This window comes from Dictyobacter alpinus (assembly GCF_003967575.1).
Classification (GTDB): Bacteria; Chloroflexota; Ktedonobacteria; order Ktedonobacterales; family Ktedonobacteraceae; genus Dictyobacter; species Dictyobacter alpinus.
Map to the genome: position 1 here is coordinate 1997840 of NZ_BIFT01000002.1, position 18710 is coordinate 2016549.

The 18710-nt window shown below is 50.0% G+C and carries 15 protein-coding genes; 6 read left to right on the plus strand and 9 right to left on the minus strand.

Features of this window, described 5'->3' with window-relative positions:
• Positions 1-25: 25 nt before the first annotated feature.
• Complete coding sequence (locus tag EL633_RS30605; RefSeq protein WP_126631014.1) at positions 26-559, minus strand: hypothetical protein; 534 nt, start codon at positions 557-559, stop codon at positions 26-28.
• A gap of 379 nt (positions 560-938) precedes the next feature.
• On the opposite strand from EL633_RS30605, the gene EL633_RS30610 reads away from it, so the two are divergent.
• The 3 genes from EL633_RS30610 (at position 939) to dinB (ending at position 6990) form a co-directional block, all read left to right on the plus strand.
• Positions 939-1577: an NAD(P)-dependent oxidoreductase gene (locus EL633_RS30610; RefSeq protein WP_161982564.1), complete on the plus strand. Its 639-nt coding sequence runs from the start codon at positions 939-941 to the stop codon at positions 1575-1577.
• A 225-nt stretch (positions 1578-1802) separates the two neighbouring features.
• A complete protein-coding gene (locus EL633_RS30615) occupies positions 1803-5870 on the plus strand; it encodes a tetratricopeptide repeat protein (protein WP_126631016.1) in 4068 nt (1355 codons plus the stop codon).
• A gap of 10 nt (positions 5871-5880) precedes the next feature.
• Positions 5881-6990 carry a DNA polymerase IV gene (gene dinB, locus EL633_RS30620; protein ID WP_126631017.1) on the plus strand — a complete coding sequence of 370 codons (1110 nt, stop codon included), beginning with the start codon at positions 5881-5883 and terminating at the stop codon, positions 6988-6990.
• 5 nt (positions 6991-6995) lie between these two features.
• Here dinB and EL633_RS30625 read toward each other — a convergent pair whose 3' ends face one another.
• Complete coding sequence (locus EL633_RS30625) at positions 6996-7220, minus strand: hypothetical protein (protein ID WP_126631018.1); 225 nt, start codon at positions 7218-7220, stop codon at positions 6996-6998.
• 353 nt (positions 7221-7573) lie between these two features.
• Between EL633_RS30625 and EL633_RS30630 the strand changes: the two genes are divergently transcribed.
• Both EL633_RS30630 and EL633_RS30635 read left to right on the plus strand, forming a co-directional pair.
• A complete protein-coding gene (locus EL633_RS30630) occupies positions 7574-8008 on the plus strand; it encodes an SRPBCC family protein (RefSeq protein WP_126631019.1) in 435 nt (144 codons plus the stop codon).
• A 403-nt stretch (positions 8009-8411) separates the two neighbouring features.
• Positions 8412-9719 (plus strand): serine hydrolase domain-containing protein, encoded by a 1308-nt coding sequence (locus EL633_RS30635; RefSeq protein WP_161982566.1) that lies wholly within the window; start codon positions 8412-8414, stop codon positions 9717-9719.
• 86 nt (positions 9720-9805) lie between these two features.
• Here the strand turns inward: EL633_RS30635 and EL633_RS30640 are convergent, their stop codons facing one another.
• On the minus strand, positions 9806-11191 hold the full coding sequence (locus EL633_RS30640; protein ID WP_126631021.1) for a cytochrome P450: 1386 nt from the start codon (positions 11189-11191) through the stop codon (positions 9806-9808).
• Positions 11192-11433: 242 nt separating this feature from the next.
• Between EL633_RS30640 and EL633_RS30645 the strand changes: the two genes are divergently transcribed.
• Positions 11434-12030 carry a GNAT family N-acetyltransferase gene (locus tag EL633_RS30645; RefSeq protein WP_126631022.1) on the plus strand — a complete coding sequence of 199 codons (597 nt, stop codon included), beginning with the start codon at positions 11434-11436 and terminating at the stop codon, positions 12028-12030.
• A 2-nt stretch (positions 12031-12032) separates the two neighbouring features.
• Here EL633_RS30645 and EL633_RS30650 read toward each other — a convergent pair whose 3' ends face one another.
• The 6 genes from EL633_RS30650 to EL633_RS30675 all read right to left on the minus strand — a co-directional run bounded on the left by EL633_RS30650 (position 12033) and on the right by EL633_RS30675 (position 18519).
• On the minus strand, positions 12033-12845 hold the full coding sequence (locus tag EL633_RS30650) for a class I SAM-dependent methyltransferase (RefSeq protein ID WP_161982568.1): 813 nt from the start codon (positions 12843-12845) through the stop codon (positions 12033-12035).
• A 438-nt stretch (positions 12846-13283) separates the two neighbouring features.
• The gene (locus tag EL633_RS30655; RefSeq protein WP_126631024.1) at positions 13284-14219 is read right to left on the minus strand and encodes a phosphate/phosphite/phosphonate ABC transporter substrate-binding protein; all 936 of its coding nucleotides are present in this window, start codon (positions 14217-14219) and stop codon (positions 13284-13286) included.
• Between the two features lie 70 nt (positions 14220-14289).
• Complete coding sequence (gene phnE, locus EL633_RS30660) at positions 14290-15522, minus strand: phosphonate ABC transporter, permease protein PhnE (protein WP_246039299.1); 1233 nt, start codon at positions 15520-15522, stop codon at positions 14290-14292.
• A gap of 97 nt (positions 15523-15619) precedes the next feature.
• Positions 15620-16399, minus strand: coding sequence for a phosphonate ABC transporter ATP-binding protein (gene phnC, locus EL633_RS30665; RefSeq protein WP_126631025.1), 780 nt, complete (start codon positions 16397-16399; stop codon positions 15620-15622).
• Positions 16400-16645: 246 nt separating this feature from the next.
• On the minus strand, positions 16646-17821 hold the full coding sequence (locus tag EL633_RS30670) for a TIGR03364 family FAD-dependent oxidoreductase (RefSeq protein WP_126631026.1): 1176 nt from the start codon (positions 17819-17821) through the stop codon (positions 16646-16648).
• Positions 17822-17838: 17 nt separating this feature from the next.
• The gene (locus tag EL633_RS30675) at positions 17839-18519 is read right to left on the minus strand and encodes an HAD family hydrolase (RefSeq protein ID WP_161982570.1); all 681 of its coding nucleotides are present in this window, start codon (positions 18517-18519) and stop codon (positions 17839-17841) included.
• Positions 18520-18710 lie beyond the last annotated feature (191 nt).

Genomic DNA, 18710 nt, shown 5'->3' on the forward strand with positions numbered 1-18710 from the left:
GTGAGGGAGCAAGCGGCCGCAGGGGTTAGACGTGCATTTTCATGTTGCGCGCGTGGTTATGGGATTTTTGAGTCATCGGCATGGCACTCCAACTCACAGCTTTACAGGATAATTCTATCTTCCCCTGATAGTAGGCGGCATGCTCAACAGCGGTTAGCAAACAGGTACGTACAGTTGGCCGATGCTTACCACGCGCTTTTTCTGGTACGGCTTTAGGTTCAATAAACAAGTTCATAAATGAGTCGGGTAATGGATCTAATATGGTGTGCATATCTTTGATGCATTGACCATAGCAAGCGGACAATGCGATAAATGAGTGTATTGGCCTGGGGTCAGCGGGTGGTAAAGTAACGGTCTTTTTGCCACCAATGGGTATCAGTACCCACTGCTCAATGTCTTTAGTCAGTTCGATTGCCAGCGCCATGGGTGAACTGCCCTCTGAAAATGGTGGAGACCATTGCAAGAGATCGTCAGGCAGGTTTTCACAACAGATCAATATGCGGCGGCCAATCTTCTCTAATATTTTAGCAAATTGTGCTGCTTCATTATCTGTACCCATAATACACCTCGTTTCTTTCTATATTCCTATAATGGGAATCCTCTGCTTTTAGCTTCTATATAGACATGCTTGCATTCGACCAATAGTCTTTACCAGATAAAACTTATCCTCTGGTAGATAAAAAAAATTCTACCAACAACACGCAAACAACACACATGATGTAACACTTCGCTTGGTTGGTTGTTCGCCCGCTACGCAAGCCCCTTGCATCCTCACTTTTCTATCATGGGCGTAGATACTAGAGGCACGGCTCAATCTGGAGGGGCAAAAAGTGCTTCAATCGTGTATAATAAGCCCTGAATTGATGTCAGAGACTATAAGATCATCCATTAACTCGATCAGAGCACTATTTTTTTTAAGAGAGAAGGATAACGACAGTATGAAACTGGTAATCTTTGGGGCCTCAGGAGGAACTGGCAGGGTCCTGGTTGAACAGGCATTGGAGGCTGGTCATGAGGTAACGGTGGCCGTACGCAATCCTGCTAACTATCCTATCCAGCACGAACATTTGCATGTTGAGAAGGCGGATGTCTTTGATCTGGCATCGGTTGATGCCGTTATTAAGGGCAAGAACGCTGTGCTCTCTGCTCTGGGAACCCGCAAACGGGGTGTGCTGGGCGCGTTCAAACCCGATGGTATTTATTCAGAGGGCATTAAGAACATTCTGCAAGCGATGCAGAAGAATGGTGTGCGTCGCCTGGTCTGTGTGACGGCTGCGCCAGCCGATGATAATTTTACGCCGACGGGCTTTTATGGCTCGGTGATTATTCCATTATTTATGCGCAAACTGTATGCTGATATGAAGTTGATGCATCGAGAGATCAGTAAAAGTAATCTGGACTGGATTGTGGTGCGGCCAGCACAGTTGACGGATTATCCTCGAACCGATGAATATCGTATCTCTTTACGGCCCTCGCCTAAAGATCGCACGACCCGACGGGCAGACCTGGCAGCATTTATGCTCAAGGAATTGACAGATACACAGTATTTGCGGAAGTTGCCAGTTATCGCGGATTAATATGTAAACATCTCTCGTTGAGAGCCAGGCACCACGCACAGGTGGCAGATGGTGCCTGTCTTTTGCCTGGCCCCCCTCCCTCTTCCTTCCCTCATATTCATAAGACAAATTCCTGAAAAGTGGCTTTCCTTTTTTTTGTTGTATTATCTGGCAATTTCTAGTATATTAAACATCACCAATTCTTTATCCTCCATGGAATGCCAGATAGAAGAAAGTTTTTAATTTATGAATGAGGATACTAATTCGAATAGAGACTTACCCTTAACACAAGCAAAAAATATACTGGCGATAGAACATACGCTTCCAACCACCCCTCTTCCTCAAGCAGCATCTACTACCGAGACACTATCTGCTAGCGAGCTAAGCTTCCAACTCCGTACCAGTCTGGCTCAACTCCTACATGAGCAGATGCCAATCTATCATGCGCTCAAATATGTGTATTTTGCAGGTCAGTATGAACTGGCTATCCCTGAGTCGTTGCTGACATTGCTGGCACCAGGCTGCCCGCTAGACGCGCTGCTGAGCCATCCAGCGAATGTGGATCTGGTGTTCCGCGATACAAATATACCTGCCCTTATTCGTACGGTGAATGCGGATATCGCTCGTGAAGCCATGGATTTCTATCAAGCAGATCACCATCAGATGGTCAGTACATATATGCAAAGCGCTGCGGCTGATAAACGTGAGCAACGTACGTTTCTACAAAGACTCTTAGAATATCTGGTGCGTGAGGTCTCGCTATCATTTGTACAGCGAATTCTGGTAGAGCAGCAGGAAAAATGTCGGAAAATTATTGCGTATTGTGGCAATGCGGAATTGCTGAATTGGACCCAGTTGTATACCATGGTGGGCGATGTAAGCGGCGCTGAACAGATTACGCTCCAGGGCTTGCAACAGGTGCCTGAAACAGACCTGGATTGGATGGCGGCCCTCAAACAAACGGAGCAGAAGGGGGGACCTGAACAGAAGGCGGCTCTGTTGACGCAGGTTTCACAATGGTTGGAACAAAATCCACAGGATACAAATGTACGCCATACGTATCTGGGTTTTATTGAACGCCATGGGAGTCTGGCTGATATTTCTCGCTTGATCCGCGAGACGGCACAGTGGCTGGAGGCAAATCCACAGAATGTGAATGTGCGACAGATTTATTTGAAGTTTATTGAGCATTGGGGTACGGCAGATCAACTGGCGAACCTGCTACACTCAACCGATCACTGGCTGGCCGAAAATCCAGAGGATACGCAGGTGCGGCAGACATTTTTAGGCATGGTTGAGCGAACGGGAACTCCTAGTTATATTAACAGCTGGATCGAAACGACGTTTATATGGCTGGAGGATCATCCTGAAGATGTGCATGTGCGGCAGAGCTATCTTATCTTTGTTGAGCGTTGTGGCAATGCTCAACAAATTACGCGCCTGATCGATGCGACGGCACGCTGGCTTAAGGATCATCCACAGATCTCAAATATCCGTCAGGCGTACTTTAAGTTTGTCGAGCATTGTGGCAGCGCCGAGCAAATAACGGCCCTGTTACGTACAACCGCCAGCTGGCTGGCCAAAAATCCACAGGATTGCTATGTGCGGCAGGCCTATCTGAAGTCATTAGAGCGGCGGGGTACAAAGGAGCAGATCAGTGCGATGCTGGATGTTTCTGAATTCCAGGCGATTATGACCATATCAGATACCAATGTGTTACATACCTACCTGGATATGATGCGTCGCTATGGGAGCGAGGAGCAGATTGTGGCGGCCATTGAGTTAACCAGGGAGAGTCTGGCCGCGTATCCGCATAACTACTCGATCCGCACGACGCACCTGGAACTTGTCAGTCATTATGCCAGGACGGAACAGGTCAGGCAGGCAATCGATGAGACGGCGGCCTGGCTTACACTCAATCTACAGAGCAGTTTGATCCGCGCCACCTATCTTAAAATTGTTGAGCAACATGGCAGTTCTGAGCAGGTCCATACCGCCATCCAGGCCACAAAAGCCTGGCTACAAATGAATCCACAAAGCATCAATACCCGCGCCATCTATCTGAACTTGATTGGGCAGAATGGAACCCATAAAGATATTGCTGAAGCCCTGACCAATACCGCAACCTGGCTCACGGCCCATCCACAGGACCCCTATGTGCGTAATGCGTATTTGAAATTGCTCTATCGCTATGGGAATCGCGAAACGATTATCGCGATGATCGATGCGACCACAGCCTGGCTGGCCATCCATCCCGATGAGGCACATGTGCGCGCAACCTATCTGAAATTGATTGAGCGCCATGGTATTCCTCAACAAGTGGATACCGCCATTGTGGCCACGGGCGCATTACCTTCGGTCCATCTCCAAGAAGCGGCGATCCGCATCGCCTATATAGGACTGGTACAGAAGCGCGGCTCGGCGCAGCATGTGGCGCTGGCGGTCGAGCAGGCGCTTGTCTGGCTAACCCCCAAACGTCAGAGCGCTGAAGTCAAGATGTATCTGGAACTATTGGAACAACATGCCTCTAATGTCCAGTTCGTTGCGTTGATCGAGGCACTTCAGGCCTGGCTCTCATTTCATAAGAAGAATACGCATATTCTGGCAACATATATCAAGTTACTTCATCATCATGGCACCTCAGAGCAGTCGGCGAACTTCTTAGCTGAACTCGAGGCGTGGTCTGCGCTCTTACAGCAAAGTAGTGCCGCGCTGGCCCAGAGCATGGAACTGATTATGCATGCTGGCAGCCAGGAGCAGGTCAGGGATTTTATTGGCGTCATCGAACACTGGCTGTCCGGGCATCCACCTGATGATAATCTGCTGGTCCATTATCTTAATCTGGTTGGCAAGCGTGGAACGGCGCTGGATATTCAGCGAGCCCTGGCTGTTACAACAGAGCGTTTAACGCTATCAAAGACCAGTGCGTACCTGCTTTCGGCCTACCTTAATCTGCTCGGCCGCCATGGCTCATCCAACCAGATGCAACAGATGCTGCATTTCAGTAATGACTGGCTGGCACTGCATACGCCGAATCCGTTTCTGCTCACAGTCTATTTGCAGCAGATCAAATATCATGGCACAACCGAGCAGGTGCATAAGGCGCTCCATTTCTCAACCCGCTGGCTGGCGGAGGGTACACCAGACAGTTATCTGCTTACCATGTATCTCAGTTTAATCAAACGCTATGCGCCACGCGAACAGGTGCTGATCGCCCTGGATCTGACCGCCCACTGGCTGTCCCATAATTGTATCGATGGTTTTGTATTAGAGACCTATCTGGACCTGGTAGAGTCTTGCAGTTCCACGCCGCAGATTTTACGTGCCTTGCAGATCACCGGTAATTTCCTGCTGTGCCGGCCAGTAACGGAAACGGCAACCATTCCGGCTATCTATCTGAGATTGCTCAAACATTATGGGACTGAAAACCAGCTTCAGTGGGCACTTGACTTTACTGCCTCGTGGTTGGATACTCATAGTGATGATGTCTTTGTGCGGGCAGCTTATTTACGCCTGGTGGAACACTATGGTTCGCGCACGCAGATTGAGCGGCAGATGGTGATTACGGCCGATTGGCTGAGGCAGCATTGGGACTGTATCCAGGTCTGGACCTCATATCTGAAATTGCTGGAACAACATGGAACGCAAGCACAACGCGTCTCGCTGCTGGATGAACTGGCTAACTGGTTACAACAACAGCCCACCTATACTCCGGTCTGGCTGACCTATCTGGCCATCATGCGCCAGTATGGCACGGATGAACAGATTGCTCGGGCCCTGCTAAATAGTGTGGTCTGCTTGAAGCAACAACCAGAGATGGAGAGCCTGCGCAGCACTTATCTCACCCTGTTAGAGCAACATGGCGAGGTGCTGCATGAGTATAAATATTATACGGAGGCCCTGGCGATCTATAAGTACGCCATCCAGATGGAGCCACAAAACATTGCGTTCTACTATCATCAGGGCATTACGTTGCGCAAACTTTATCGCTACGAGGAGGCCCTGGCGGTCTTTGAACATATCGTGGAACTAACGCCTGAGGATGCTACGGCGTATATCAATATCGGGAAAATATTGTATAGCCTCAAAGAATATAGCAAGGCACTGGCAGCTTACGAGCAGGCACTTCAACATAATCCACTGACGGCGCAAGCCCATGGGGAGAAAGGCACGATCCTGCGGCGCCTGGGTCGCCACGATGAGGCACTGGCCGCCTATGAACAGGCCATAGCGCTTGATCCACAGGATCCTGTAGTGCGCAGCAAATACGATGATTTACTAAAACGCTATGCAAAACAGAAGCGCAAGGAGTAGTGAAGCAACCATGGAGACGATCCGGAAGATTATCCATGTGGATATGGATGCTTTTTACGCAGCGATTGAGCAGCGGGATCGTCCGGAGTTGCGCGGGAAGCCGGTGGTGGTGGGTGGCGATCCACAGCGGCGCGGTGTGGTGGCAACCTGTTCATATGAGGCCAGGCGCTATGGGATTCATTCCGCGATGTCGGCCCAGAAAGCCTATCAACGCTGTCCACATGCGATCTTTATTCCGCCACGCTTTGAGGTTTATCGCTCGGTATCCACACAGATCATGCAGATCTTCCGCAGCTATACCGATCTGGTCGAACCCCTCTCGCTGGATGAGGCTTATCTGGATGTTACCTTGAACCATAAAAATATGACCTCAGCCACCCTGATTGCACGGGCCATCAAACAGCAGATTTACATGGAAACACACTTGCGGGCCTCGGCTGGCGTCTCTTTTAATAAGTTTATTGCCAAATTAGCTTCAGATTATCAGAAGCCAGATGGGCTGACGGTGGTGCCGCCAGAGAAGGCCAACGCGTTTTTAGAACGGCTGCCAGTCAATAAATTCTTTGGCGTTGGCAAGGTCACCGCGGCACGGCTACACGAATTGCATATCGAGACGGGAGCCGACCTGAAACGCCTGACAGAAGAAGAGTTGAGAAAGCTCTTTCATAAACAGGGGAGCGTCCTTTACCACTATGTACGTGGTGAAGATCAACGCGCAGTTCAACCCACGCGGGTCCGCAAATCAGTTGGCAAGGAAACTACCCTCGCCGAAGATGTCAGTGATCCTGAACGCCTGCTTCAGATTATGCAACAGATGGCCAGTCAGGTAGAGCGTCGCTTAAAAGAACTTGAACTGAGCGGCAAAACCATCACCTTAAAACTACGTTGGAGCAACTTCCAGATTCTGACCCGCAGCATCACCATCCCCCAGGCAACCCAGGATGCCAGCACCATGGTCGCCATCCTCACACCGGTCCTGCTCAGCCAACTTGAAGGTGGTCCCAAACGCGTACGCCTGGTCGGCGTAACCGTCTCCCATTTTCTCAATCACGACGAACTGGAAGATCCTACCCGTATCTACCCACTCCCCCTTTGGGATGAATCCACCTGGCCAGCCTGAGAGGTCTACAACAAAAATGACTCCTGATTTTCCACATCATCCAGTGTAAGCGCCTGATACCCAACGCTCCCAAATAGCACAATCAATTTATCATCCTCCTGGCGCAAAAACACACCCTCACCCCAGATCGCATGGGTTATCTTACTATGTAATGGAAAAGGCTTGAAAATAGCCACATTTTTCGCACGATCAATACGCCTACCATCTCCCTGCATCTCCTCTTGTGCCATGGTAATCTCCTCCCAATCATCCAGCACAGCTAAATCTATAGCGGCATCCATAAATATGCAAGTACAGAACATGCCCAAAACACATGAAAAATATGTGCTGCTTTGCGCCCTATTCATAAGGAGTTCCGTCTAATAATGCCACGATACACACACATAAAAAGTAACTTCTACTATATAACTCCCCAAATAACCGTACCCAAAGGCCAGGAAAATGAGTCAGACTAAAACCAACGATCGTATTATGGCTATACCACTATTTCTGCTATAAAAGAAAATAAAGGACAGGATATTACCGGAATGGGTGATAGAGTGACACTATGTATAAGAAAAAATAGTGATGAGGAGAAGATAGTATGAGCCACCGTATAAGCGTCTCAAAAGTTACCATGCATGCTCCCCTAGATCGAGTATGGGAGGCAATTACCAAACCAGAACTGGTCAAGCAGTGGCAATATGGAACGACCTTGATCACCGATTGGCAAGAAGGTAGCCCAATTATTTATCGCAATGAATGGGATGGCAACATATACGAACAAAAAGGCACGATCCTTGAGGTCGAGCCACAAAAGCAGGTGAAGTTCTCGCTGTTCGCACCACGTCCAGGCCTGGAGGATCTACCTGAAAACTACTTCACTATGATCTATGCCCTGGTAGAAGCCAATGGGAAAACTACCCTGACCATCACTCAGGATGATCCTCGAGAGCAAGAGCTACAAGAACAAGTCGAACCAGACGAAGAAGAGGAAAACGCCATCCTGTCAGCACTAAGAAGGCTGGTTGAAGCGTAAGTAGTATCTCAGCAGTGTGTGTGGTGCACGGCTACATTCGCTCACCACACACTTTACAACGTGTGGCAGCAGGAGCCAAACAGGCATAGGAAAAAGTCCTGCCATCATACATAGCATGATTGCATTTCGACAAAGAATTCATTATGATTATAAATAGGATATAGTTCAGTGTCCTTTCACTACTGACGCATTGTCGCGTGCTGCATGCCCCTTTGATTTTTATGTGCTCCACCATGATGGTGTTGATGAGCGAGCATAGATATCGAGGAAACCCTTGTTTCGTCGAGCTCGTTCAACCGGCCAGAACTACCCCTTGTCAGAACGGCTCACCCCACGAAACCAGATCTAGAGGACACCCACATATAGCCTGCCTTTTTATTCTCTTTCTTGCAAGGAGTATGCATTGAGACAGACTATCGACGCGTTAGTAGATGCACGCCTGAAAGGCAGTGGTCCCGGAGCAGCCATTGGAGTGTTACAGGCTGGCCGCCTGCTCCATTGCCAGGGCTATGGACTGGCCTCCCTCGAATGGAATGTCCCCATTCGACCAGACACAGTCTTCCGCATCGCCTCACTAACCAAACAATTCACGGCCATGGCTATCCTGATGCTACAGGCACAAGGTAAATTACACATCGAAGATACCCTGACGACCCTGCTGCCAGATTGTCCACCCGGCTGGCAGCACATCAAATTAAAACATCTGTTGACCCATACCTCTGGACTGGCCAATGTCGCGGAGCTACCAGAATTCCAGGCACAAACGGCCCGTCATCTTTCACTGGAAGAGGTTATCAATCTTTTTCGGCCGCTGCCCCTCCTGTTTGAGCCTGGCACAAACTTCTTCTATGGGAATTCCGGCTATCACCTGCTGGGCTTGATCATCGAACGCATCACTCAGACTAATTATGAGGAATTTATACGCAGCACAATACTCAAGCCACTTGGTATGCGACACTCCTACTTCCAGTGTCTCACCCCTATCATCCCCAACCGGGCTAGCGGCTATATCACGCAAGACAACAAGATCATCCCGGCACCCTTCACCAGTGCCATCAGCACCCATTCATCGGGCGCGATGGAATCCACCCTTGAAGATCTGCTGATATGGGAACAGGCTCTGCACAAACATAGCCTGCTGGACGCCGAGACCCAGCGCTTAATGTTTACCCCCGTACGACTGGCCGATGGACGCTGTGTCGAATACGGCTTCGGCTGGTCCTTCTCCACATACCGAGGAAAAACGCTGGCCTGCCATGGCGGCTGGGCCAACGGTTTCCGTGCACTCGTCGTCAGATTTATTGAAGACGAACTGACATTACTCATCCTGACCAACCATAGAGAATTCTCTACCGAACGCATCGCTCTGGAGATCGCCGCCCAATATATCAACTTCCCACCAATCACGCATCAAGCCCTCTCCCAGGAGATCGTCGCCTTCAAAAAGATTGTCGGCCACTACGACATGCCAGGATCGCCAATCGAAGTACTCAAACAAGAGCAACGCATCCTCCTGAGGAAAGGCAGCAAAGAGGTTCCCCTCTTCCCAATCAGTGAAAACACCTTTATCGCCGAAGCCGACCACGATGTTGCCTACCACTTCACCCAGGAACGCAATGGCGCATTCCACTCGCTCATCATCAACTATCCACTCCACTTTAGTATCGCCACCCGCAAAACGCCCGCATATGCCACCATCTTTCCCCTCTAATAAAACCAGATGATAAGAAAGCCAAGAGGGCTGCCTGACACCGTCCGTCAGGCAGCCCTCGTAACCAATCCTTTTTATGGCTGTTTTTATATGGCATTGCGAGGCTTCAAGATCATATTCATGCCATAGCGTGGGCGATAGGTGATCGCGACCTCTCCTTCGACGCGTTGGCCGGGAACGAGTTCAAGGTTGTAGCGTTGGGCGATCATGGCTAAGAGCAAGGGACCTTCCATCAGGGCCATGTTAGAACCGATGCATTTACGTGGACCTGCTCCGAAGGGCATATAGGCCAGTGGATGGCGACCCTTGCTACGCTCAGGACTAAAACGGTCGGGATCAAAGGTTTCTGGGTTATCCCAGAACTTGGGGTGGCGGTGAATATTATAGATATTGACGGTAATCAATGCACCGCTCTGCAATTGATAAGTATTGAGCGTTGTCTGATCGGTGACTTTACGCATGCCCATGATCGGAGCCGCTGGATACAAACGCATGACTTCGTTGAAGACCTGATGCACATACGGCAGGCGGGGCAGATCTGCTATAGTAGGAGTACGTCCCTCTAAGACGTGATCTATCTCGTTCTGGAGATGTTGAAGAATCTCTGGATGTTGGGAGAGGACGTACCAGGCCCAGGTCATGGTGTGGGCGGTCGTCTCGTGCCCGGCTCCAAAGACGGTAATCACTTCGTCGCGCAACTGGGTATCATTCATGCCCTCGCCGGTCTCCTCGTCTCGTGCATTGATCAAGAGATCCAGCAGATCATCATGCTGAGCATCACTCTGGCGCCGCTGACGAATAATCCCATAAATAATATCATCCAGGGTGGCTCTGGCCTGCTTAAACTGGGTATTGCGTGCTGTGGGCCAGCTTAGCGGGGTTTTAAATGGACTCCTGATGTGATGCTCTAAGTAGCGCATCGCGATGCCGGCCGCAGGACCGATTTTATCTACTTTATCCAGTACGTTGGTGCTAAACATAGTTTGATTGATGATATCCAGAGTCACGGCGACCATTTCTTTAGAGACATCTAAGGTGTGGTCGGCGGGATAGGTATCCCAACGTGCTAGCAGGCGCTGTGCTGACTCTTCCATGCGCTTCCCCATGGTAGTCAGGCGTTGTTTATGGAACATGGGTTGCATCATACGGCGCTGCGTTAGCCAGGACTCATAGCTATCATTGGAGACAAGACCTTGTCCGGTAATGGGACCGAGATCATCTTTGGAATCATTTCTGGGGAATGAGCGCGATTTTTCAATCAGTATGGTACGGGCAATATCTGGATGCGATACGATGTAGATTGTACGGGGACCAAGATGATATTGGACGACATCACCGTATTCAAGAAAGCCTTTATAGCTGGCATCAAGCGCACCGCGCATAAAATCTGGCAGGCTGCCAAGCAGGAATTTACCGCGTGGACCCGGTACTGGTCTGCTAATAGACGCTGTCGTGGTGGCTGTAGTATTCATATTCCTCCGTTTAGAGATGAACAAGCAAACAGCGTGATTTCTGTTTGATCTTTATGGCGGGCAAGTTGCTCTGGTAGCTATGCGAAAATTGATCTTTATGCATTGCAAGCGTATTTATACTCGATAATATAATAACTGGAAGAAAAACAGAAGTCAACACAGGAAAAAGTACTCAAAATACGTGTTGCTTGCTCTTTGGGATAGAATACTTTTGTGGATAGATAATGAAAGGGGATGATGCTATGCAAAATAAACAAGAAATGTATCATGTGGGGAAGCAGGCGGGCTATGTATGGACGTGGTGGCAAGGGGATGCTTTGCCGAAGTTACCTGAAGTTGCTCACTGGCATGTGGAGTCATCTGATAATGTGGCCTTAGCGGCTAAAATCTCTAATCTCACGATTGGCAATACTGAAGAGCGCTATGAGCAAGGACATCGTCCATATATGGCGTATGTTGAGCAGGAGCTGGTGGCCTATGGATGGAGCGCGGTCAGAAATGCCGCCTTTGGCAGTCCCAATGTCAACTTTTATGTGGCGGGGCACAACCTTTATCTCTATCATTTTGTGACCATGCTGCCCTGGCGTGGACGCGGCTGTTATCCACGGCTCCTGCAAGAGATTATCCGCCGTACACAGCAAGATTATGAGCGCTTCTGGATTATCCACCAGCTCTCCAATCAAGCTTCCCAGAAAGGCATTGCGAAGGCTGGCTTTAGTATCGCCAATAGTGTTTTCCATCTTGATCATGCCGGCCTGGGACTTGTGGCTGGCGAAGATACGGCACGTGCCCAGGCTGGAGCCCAGCTGCTTGGTTTACCACTGGTGACGTTTCCATAAGCTTAGAACAATGCAGTACTAAAATGACCGCCACGTTTGCCGGGCAATCCCCAGATAATGTTGGCGGCTATTTGTAGCGAAACGATGCCGTCGGGATAGAGTTTGCGCAGAATATCTTCAGCTTCTTGATCAAAAGCGGCAGCCTGCTCTAATCCCATGCGCTCGCAAGAGAAACCACTGCGAGAATGATAAGAAGCGATATAGTCCTCAATGGATTGGGGATATAGCATGGAAACAGTTGTCTTCTCGCCGACTTTTTTAAACAGGTTCACCTGTTCCAGTTCTTCAATCATATCGAAGGACTGATAATCTTTATTCGTGGTGTAGCGAGGGATAATAGTGCTTAGCAGGTCCCACTCATCAGGTACCGTATTATGCTTCATAATGACCAGATAACCCTCTGGAACCAGGAGTTGTTGGAAGCGCGGAAAAACGATCTCCCAATCCATCCAATGCACACTTTCTCCAGCGGTGATCAGGCCATAAGGTGGCTCTAACTCTACCGTTTCCATCGGACCGTGCAGCCAGCGGATATTGGGATGGTTGCCATTGGGATGGGATTGGCCTTCGGTGATCATGGCCTGTGAGAAATCGACCGCATCAATATGATCGACCACATCGACAAGATTACGTGCGATATAGCCGATGCCACAACCAGCATCCAACACACGGCGCGGCGTCTCCTTAACGAGTCCCTCCAGGCTCACAAATGTCTCCGCTGGATATGGTGGCCGATAATGATACGCTTCAGCAATACTTTGATCTTTAAAAGACTCAGCATGTTTAGGGGCAAAGTATCTTGATTTACGCAACATAGAACGTAGCATCCTTTTCATTAAAATGATCACACAGAAAAAAGAGAGCTGGAATCATTATAAATACGAAGGATATTCCCTAAAGTTTAATTAATGCTTTTGATTTTTAAATCCAATACATCCACTTTAGCAATCTTTTAAAGAATGTTACAACAAATTCATGCAATTCATCTCTCCAGCGTAACGGCACGTACGTGAACGGGGGCAACCGCAAGGGCATGCCGTTACGTGAGTCTTGGGCCTTACATGTGGCGTACGCTTCGCTCGCTGGTCACACCAGACCATTTCTGGCAAACGTTGCTTCAACGAAACGTATGGGCCACGTGGGCTGAAAGAGATCCAGTTTCTTGTTGAAAAACTACAAATATAAGAAAAATGCCCCCTTCCAAACAGCGGAAGAGGGCATTTCTTTGGTGAGGAAAGGTTAAGAGTTGTGGCTTAGCTGGCCAGTTTTTTCAGGTCGATGCCGAGAACGCGGGCCATGTCGCGCAGACCGTTGTAGCTGTCGTTGGTGTCTTTGACGAAGCCGCCAGCGACCAGGGCGTTGAGGGCAGCCTTGTCTTTGATGTCGAGCAGGGCGGCGCGGATCGAGTCTTTGTCGCTCTGGCTCAGTTCTTTACGGACAGCGATAGGGCCTTCTGGCAGCGGATCGCTCTTTTTGATGATTACGACATCGTCTTTTTTGAATTTGCCCTTGGAGACCAGGTCATCGAAGTTGTCGCTGGCAACGGCGCCGGCATCGGCTTTGCCGCTGATGACGCTCATGACAGAGACATCATGGGAGCCAGCGTAGAAGCTTTTCATATCTTTATCAGGATCGATGTTGTTTTTTGAGAAGATGTAGCGTGGCACCAGATTGCCGCTGGTCGAGCTTGCATCGACGAAGGAGAAACGTTTGCCTTTGAGATCGTTCAGGGTTTTGATGCCACTTTTCTTGTTGGTGATGATGTAACTATAGTAGTGATCGGCGCCATCAACGGTGAGCTGGCGCAGGATGACTTCGGCGTTGTATTTATCGGCGGCCAGGATGTAGCTCAAAGGACCATACAGGGCGACATCGACTTTTTTGCTGCTCATGGCTTCGATGGTCGCATTGTAGCTGTTACCAACAAATAATTTGACTGGCTTACAGACCTGTTTGGACAAGGCATCAGCGAATGGCTTCGTCTGGTCCAGGACCTGAGTAGCGTTCTCAGCTGGGATGAGTCCGAAGTTAATCTGGCTCAGGCTGATGGGATGCGCGCATTTTGCGTTGCTGACATTGTTTGAGGTCGAGGCTGTGGATGAATTGCCACAGGCGGCCATGACGACCATAATCATGAGCATGAGCGGCACCAGGCGCATAAGCTTCTTGGCTTTGCTGGAAATAGACATGAAAAAACTCCTTGGCTGTGTATTGAATAAAAATAATAGGCACTTTTATCTAGTAAAACTGTTCAGGGCGCTACATAATTTTCGAGCGAATGAAATCACTGATGCGGTCCAGTAACATGACGGTCAGGATCAGCGAGATCAGGATCACCGAGACGTTAGCGTACTGAAACAGGGAAAGATTTGAGTTCAGAATGAAACCCAGTCCGCCGCCACCAACGAAGGCGACCACGGTCGAGTCTCTGGTATTGGATTCCCAGTAGTAGATCGAGTTGCTGGCCAGCAGGGGAAAGGCCTGGGGAAAGACGCCCCAGCGGAACCGCTTCAGGCCGTTGGCGCCGGCCGCGCTCAGAGCCTCGATGGGCTGGAGTTTGACCGACTCGATTGCTTCTGCATAGAGCTTTGTCAGGACTGAAATTGAATGCACGCCCAGACCAAAGGCGCCTGCGACTGGTCCGAGGCCGAGAATGGTGACGAAGATCATGGCCAGTACCAGCGCCGGTACGGCCCGCACGGTGTTGATGATCAGGCGCACTATGTTATAGATTACTGGATGGGGCGTGGTGTTGCGGGCCGCCAGAATACTGAGCGGCAGCGCCCCGATCACGCCGATCAATGTTGCCAGAACCGCTGTTTGGACTGTCAGGAACAGGGGCGTGGTAACATTGGCGAAATAAGACCAGTTGGGTGGCACCATCTCTCTAAAGAGGCGACTGCCGTTGTCGCTGGTAAAGATATCCTGGAAGGTGCCCAGACCAAAGCCGTCGATGCTGATGCCCCACCATAGGAACAGGAGCAACAGGCCCAGGCCCGCGAACTTGCTACCCTTGAAGGCCAGCGCGGCTAAGAGCGCCACGAGCACGATCAGGCAGAGTCCGTTGATATCCAGTCCATTAAAGGTATAGGTGAAGGTGCCAAGATTTACGAGCTTGAAGAAGAAAAAGATCGCCACCAGGACCAGCACACCAATGGAGATCCAGGTGGTGCGATTTCTCCAGTTCTGCCGGTTCTTCATGGCGCCAGGTACAATGGCGAGCGCACCCGCGAACAGGATGACCAAGGATAGCAAGATGTTTACATCAAAGGCAAGCGTCCATTGAAATGGCATTGAGCCAAAATCGATGATCCGTGTAAAAAGGAGCCCTGCCAGCAGGAGCAGTACCAGCGCTGGGATCGCGATCGGCCAGTGTATCGCTCCTAGCGGCCGACGTAAATCTGGTTCTGGCAGTTGAAAGAACTGCCTACGCATGCCTGAACGAGGAGGTGTACTGGCTACTGTTTTCGCCTCTTCTTCTCTAATAGACACTACTAGCTCCTTGTTGATACGGACATATGTACATACGCATGTTCGTGTTATGATCTATCTGACCGCACTCTGGCCATAGGCTACCGGTTATGGCAACTCAGGCGTAGCGCGATGTGGGATTGGAAAGGTCATTGCGATATATTTCTCGCAGCGTTGCGGAGTCAAGTTGAGCAGGAGTTCCATCAAAAAGGATCTTGCCTTCGGCGATCCCGATGACGCGATCCGCAAACTGGCGGGCGGTATCTAAATCATGGATGTTGACCAGCGTTGGCACACCCTCTTCTTTGGCCACCTTACGTAGATCGGCCATCACGCTCCAGGAGAGCTCGGGATCCAGGCTGGCCACGGGCTCGTCGGCCAGTAAGATCAAGGGCTCCTGCGCCAGCGCACGGGCAATCGCCACACGCTGCTTCTCACCGCCAGATAGATTATCCGCGCGATAATTGGCGCGATGTGAGATATTGACGCGCTCTAGACAGGACAACGCCTTCTCGCGATGCTCACGTCCGAAGTAGCCAAAGAGCGCCTGGAGATTGTTGACATAGCCCAGGCGGCCGGTCAGTACATTTTGAAAGACACTCAACCGTCCGACCAGATTGAATTCCTGGAACACAAAACCGATCTTGCGTCGTAGCAAAAGTTTCTGCTCATCAGACAGACTGGCCACATCGGTTCCTTGTACCTGGATGCTGCCGTTGGTAATCGGTACCAGGCCATTGATGCAGCGCAGTAGCGTGGATTTACCGGCACCACTGCGCCCGATGATACAGATAAACTCTCCTGCCTGCACTGAAAAACTCACATTGGCAAGTGCCTCGTATCCGTTAGGATACACTTTAGAAAGATCCTGTATCGCTAATAAAGTCTGGTCACTCAATTTCTTACCTGTCCTACTAAGCGCGAACCCTTTTGCTCCTGGCCGCTTGTATAGGCGATATATTTCTCTATACAGATCGCTTTACCGTTCCATACGGACACGCCTCAAGCAGCGCTATGCATTGCTCTTATGCGTAAACAAACCAGTAAAATGTTTTGCTATTTCTATGCGTAAAGCTTTACGCACTTAATTTATATCCCAGGAATAGGGTTAAGTCAATAAACGCGAGAATAATTTTCTGTTAAATTAGTGTAATCTTTCGGCGATATACTGACGGGCAAAACCTGGTCCGGTGGACATACCTTTGCCGCCAATGCCGGTGACAATATGGATCTTGTCTTCAAGCGTATGCGTATAGATGGGCAGATCGGGATGGAGCATGTAGTAACCATTCCACATCACCTGAATATCCCATGTTGGCAAGGCTAGCATGCTTTGCGCGTACTGGATGAGCAAGGCATTGATATGCCAGTTGGTATATTCAAAGGTATCTCTGGCGACCTCACTGAATGGGATATATTCGTGTGAATCGCCAAGCACTACTGATCCATCTTCGGCCTGCCGAGCCAGCATATGGATGCCATATTTTTGTAGCTCTGCATCATCGCGTTGCTCCTCTGCCAGCAGATGGTACGAAGGGCAGGCCGTGAAGGCTGGATAGCGTCTGATGGAGTGGCTGGACAGGATCGAGTGCGGCAGGATCTGCCGGGGTTGAGCTACGGTGCGCAGCATCTGTAACTTGCAAAGCTGTAGACCGCTCTGCTGGAACAGCTTAGGAAACAGGGTCTGGTACTGGGTGCCATTACAGACAAAGACCTGATCAGCAGTAAACAAATCGCCGTGCGCATCTTTGACCACGCAACCCTGGCTTGAGGTGGTGACCTCAACCACCTGCGTTTGCGGCACATACTCAATAGCCTCTGTGCGCGTAGCATACTCAATCACCTGCTGCATCGTCACCCGTGGCTCAAGCATGCAATCTTCCCAGGAGTACAACGCACCGGTACAATAGCTGTCCTGCACAAAAGGATAGCGGCGCTGGACTTCAGCGGCATCGATAAAAGTACAATGATATGTTTCCGCGAACTGCGCGGCAAATTCCTGTAACACCTGGCGCTCAACTTCAGTGGCAGCCAGATACAGACTCCCCTTCTGCTCAAACGAGATATCAGACTTCTGCTGAATCGTTTGGTAGATCTCCCGACTATCCAGGGCAAACTGGGCCCAGGGACTATTGGTAGCCACAATCGTCTGCATCTGCATGCCAAAATTGCGCGTTGAAGCATCACCGGGAACCGTATTGCGTTCCAACAGGAGCACTTTATAGCCTTTGCGCGCGGCAAAGTAAGCATGGAATGTGCCCAGGACACCGGCCCCGATCACGATGATATCCGCATGACGCGTATTTGCTGGTAAACCCATGGTAACAAGCTATCTTTCTATGAGAACAGGGCGGGCAGATCAGCAACACTGGCAATGATGCGCGTATGGCGCTGACGTCCCAGCGTCTCTGCTGTATGGGCTCCACTTAAGACACCGATCACTTCGCCACAGCCGGCATTAGAGCCTTCATCCATATCCGCCGGCGAATCACCCAGCTTCATAACCTGGCGCACATCCTGAATATCCAGCTGTTCCATAGCCCGAAAAATCATAAAGGGAGCCGGCCGACCACGAGAGACATCGCTGGAAAAGATCGCGCAATCCACATAGCGATCTAGCCAGTTTAAGCGTTCCAGAATAATCCCGCCGATAACGGCATCAAAACCGGTATCCAGCGCAATCTTGATCCCGCGCTCCTTCAAAAAGGCAAAGGTCTCTTCAGCGCCCGCAATAGCGGCCACATTCTGCGCATACGCCTCCTTCATCAGCTCGACAAAAGTTGCCAGCGCTTCCTGGGCCATGTGCCTGGAAGTATCGGACGTCTCGCCTAGTTTCTGCTCGGTCAGCATCTCAAAAACCTCGCGCTTATTCATACCCATCAGCGCATTCAGCTCGTCTGGCGTTCCCGGCAACTCATGAATACGCGCCGCCTCAATCAGACACGTCAATACACGATTCCCCGTATCATCCACCGTGGTCCCAGCCATATCAAAAACTACCAGTTGAATTGGTCCCATTGTTCCCTCCATTGCTCAAATAAACATCGTATTTCTTTGCGTAAAGCTTTACGCATGTATTTTTAGCGCATCTAGCAGAGGAAGTCAACGGTATTTGTGTTAAATATTAGCAAAAGAAATGTTAAGCCCTGTTATTCTTTTTAAAAAAAGCAAATAAGATCAAAGAGATACTACACTCAGCAAGCATAGAT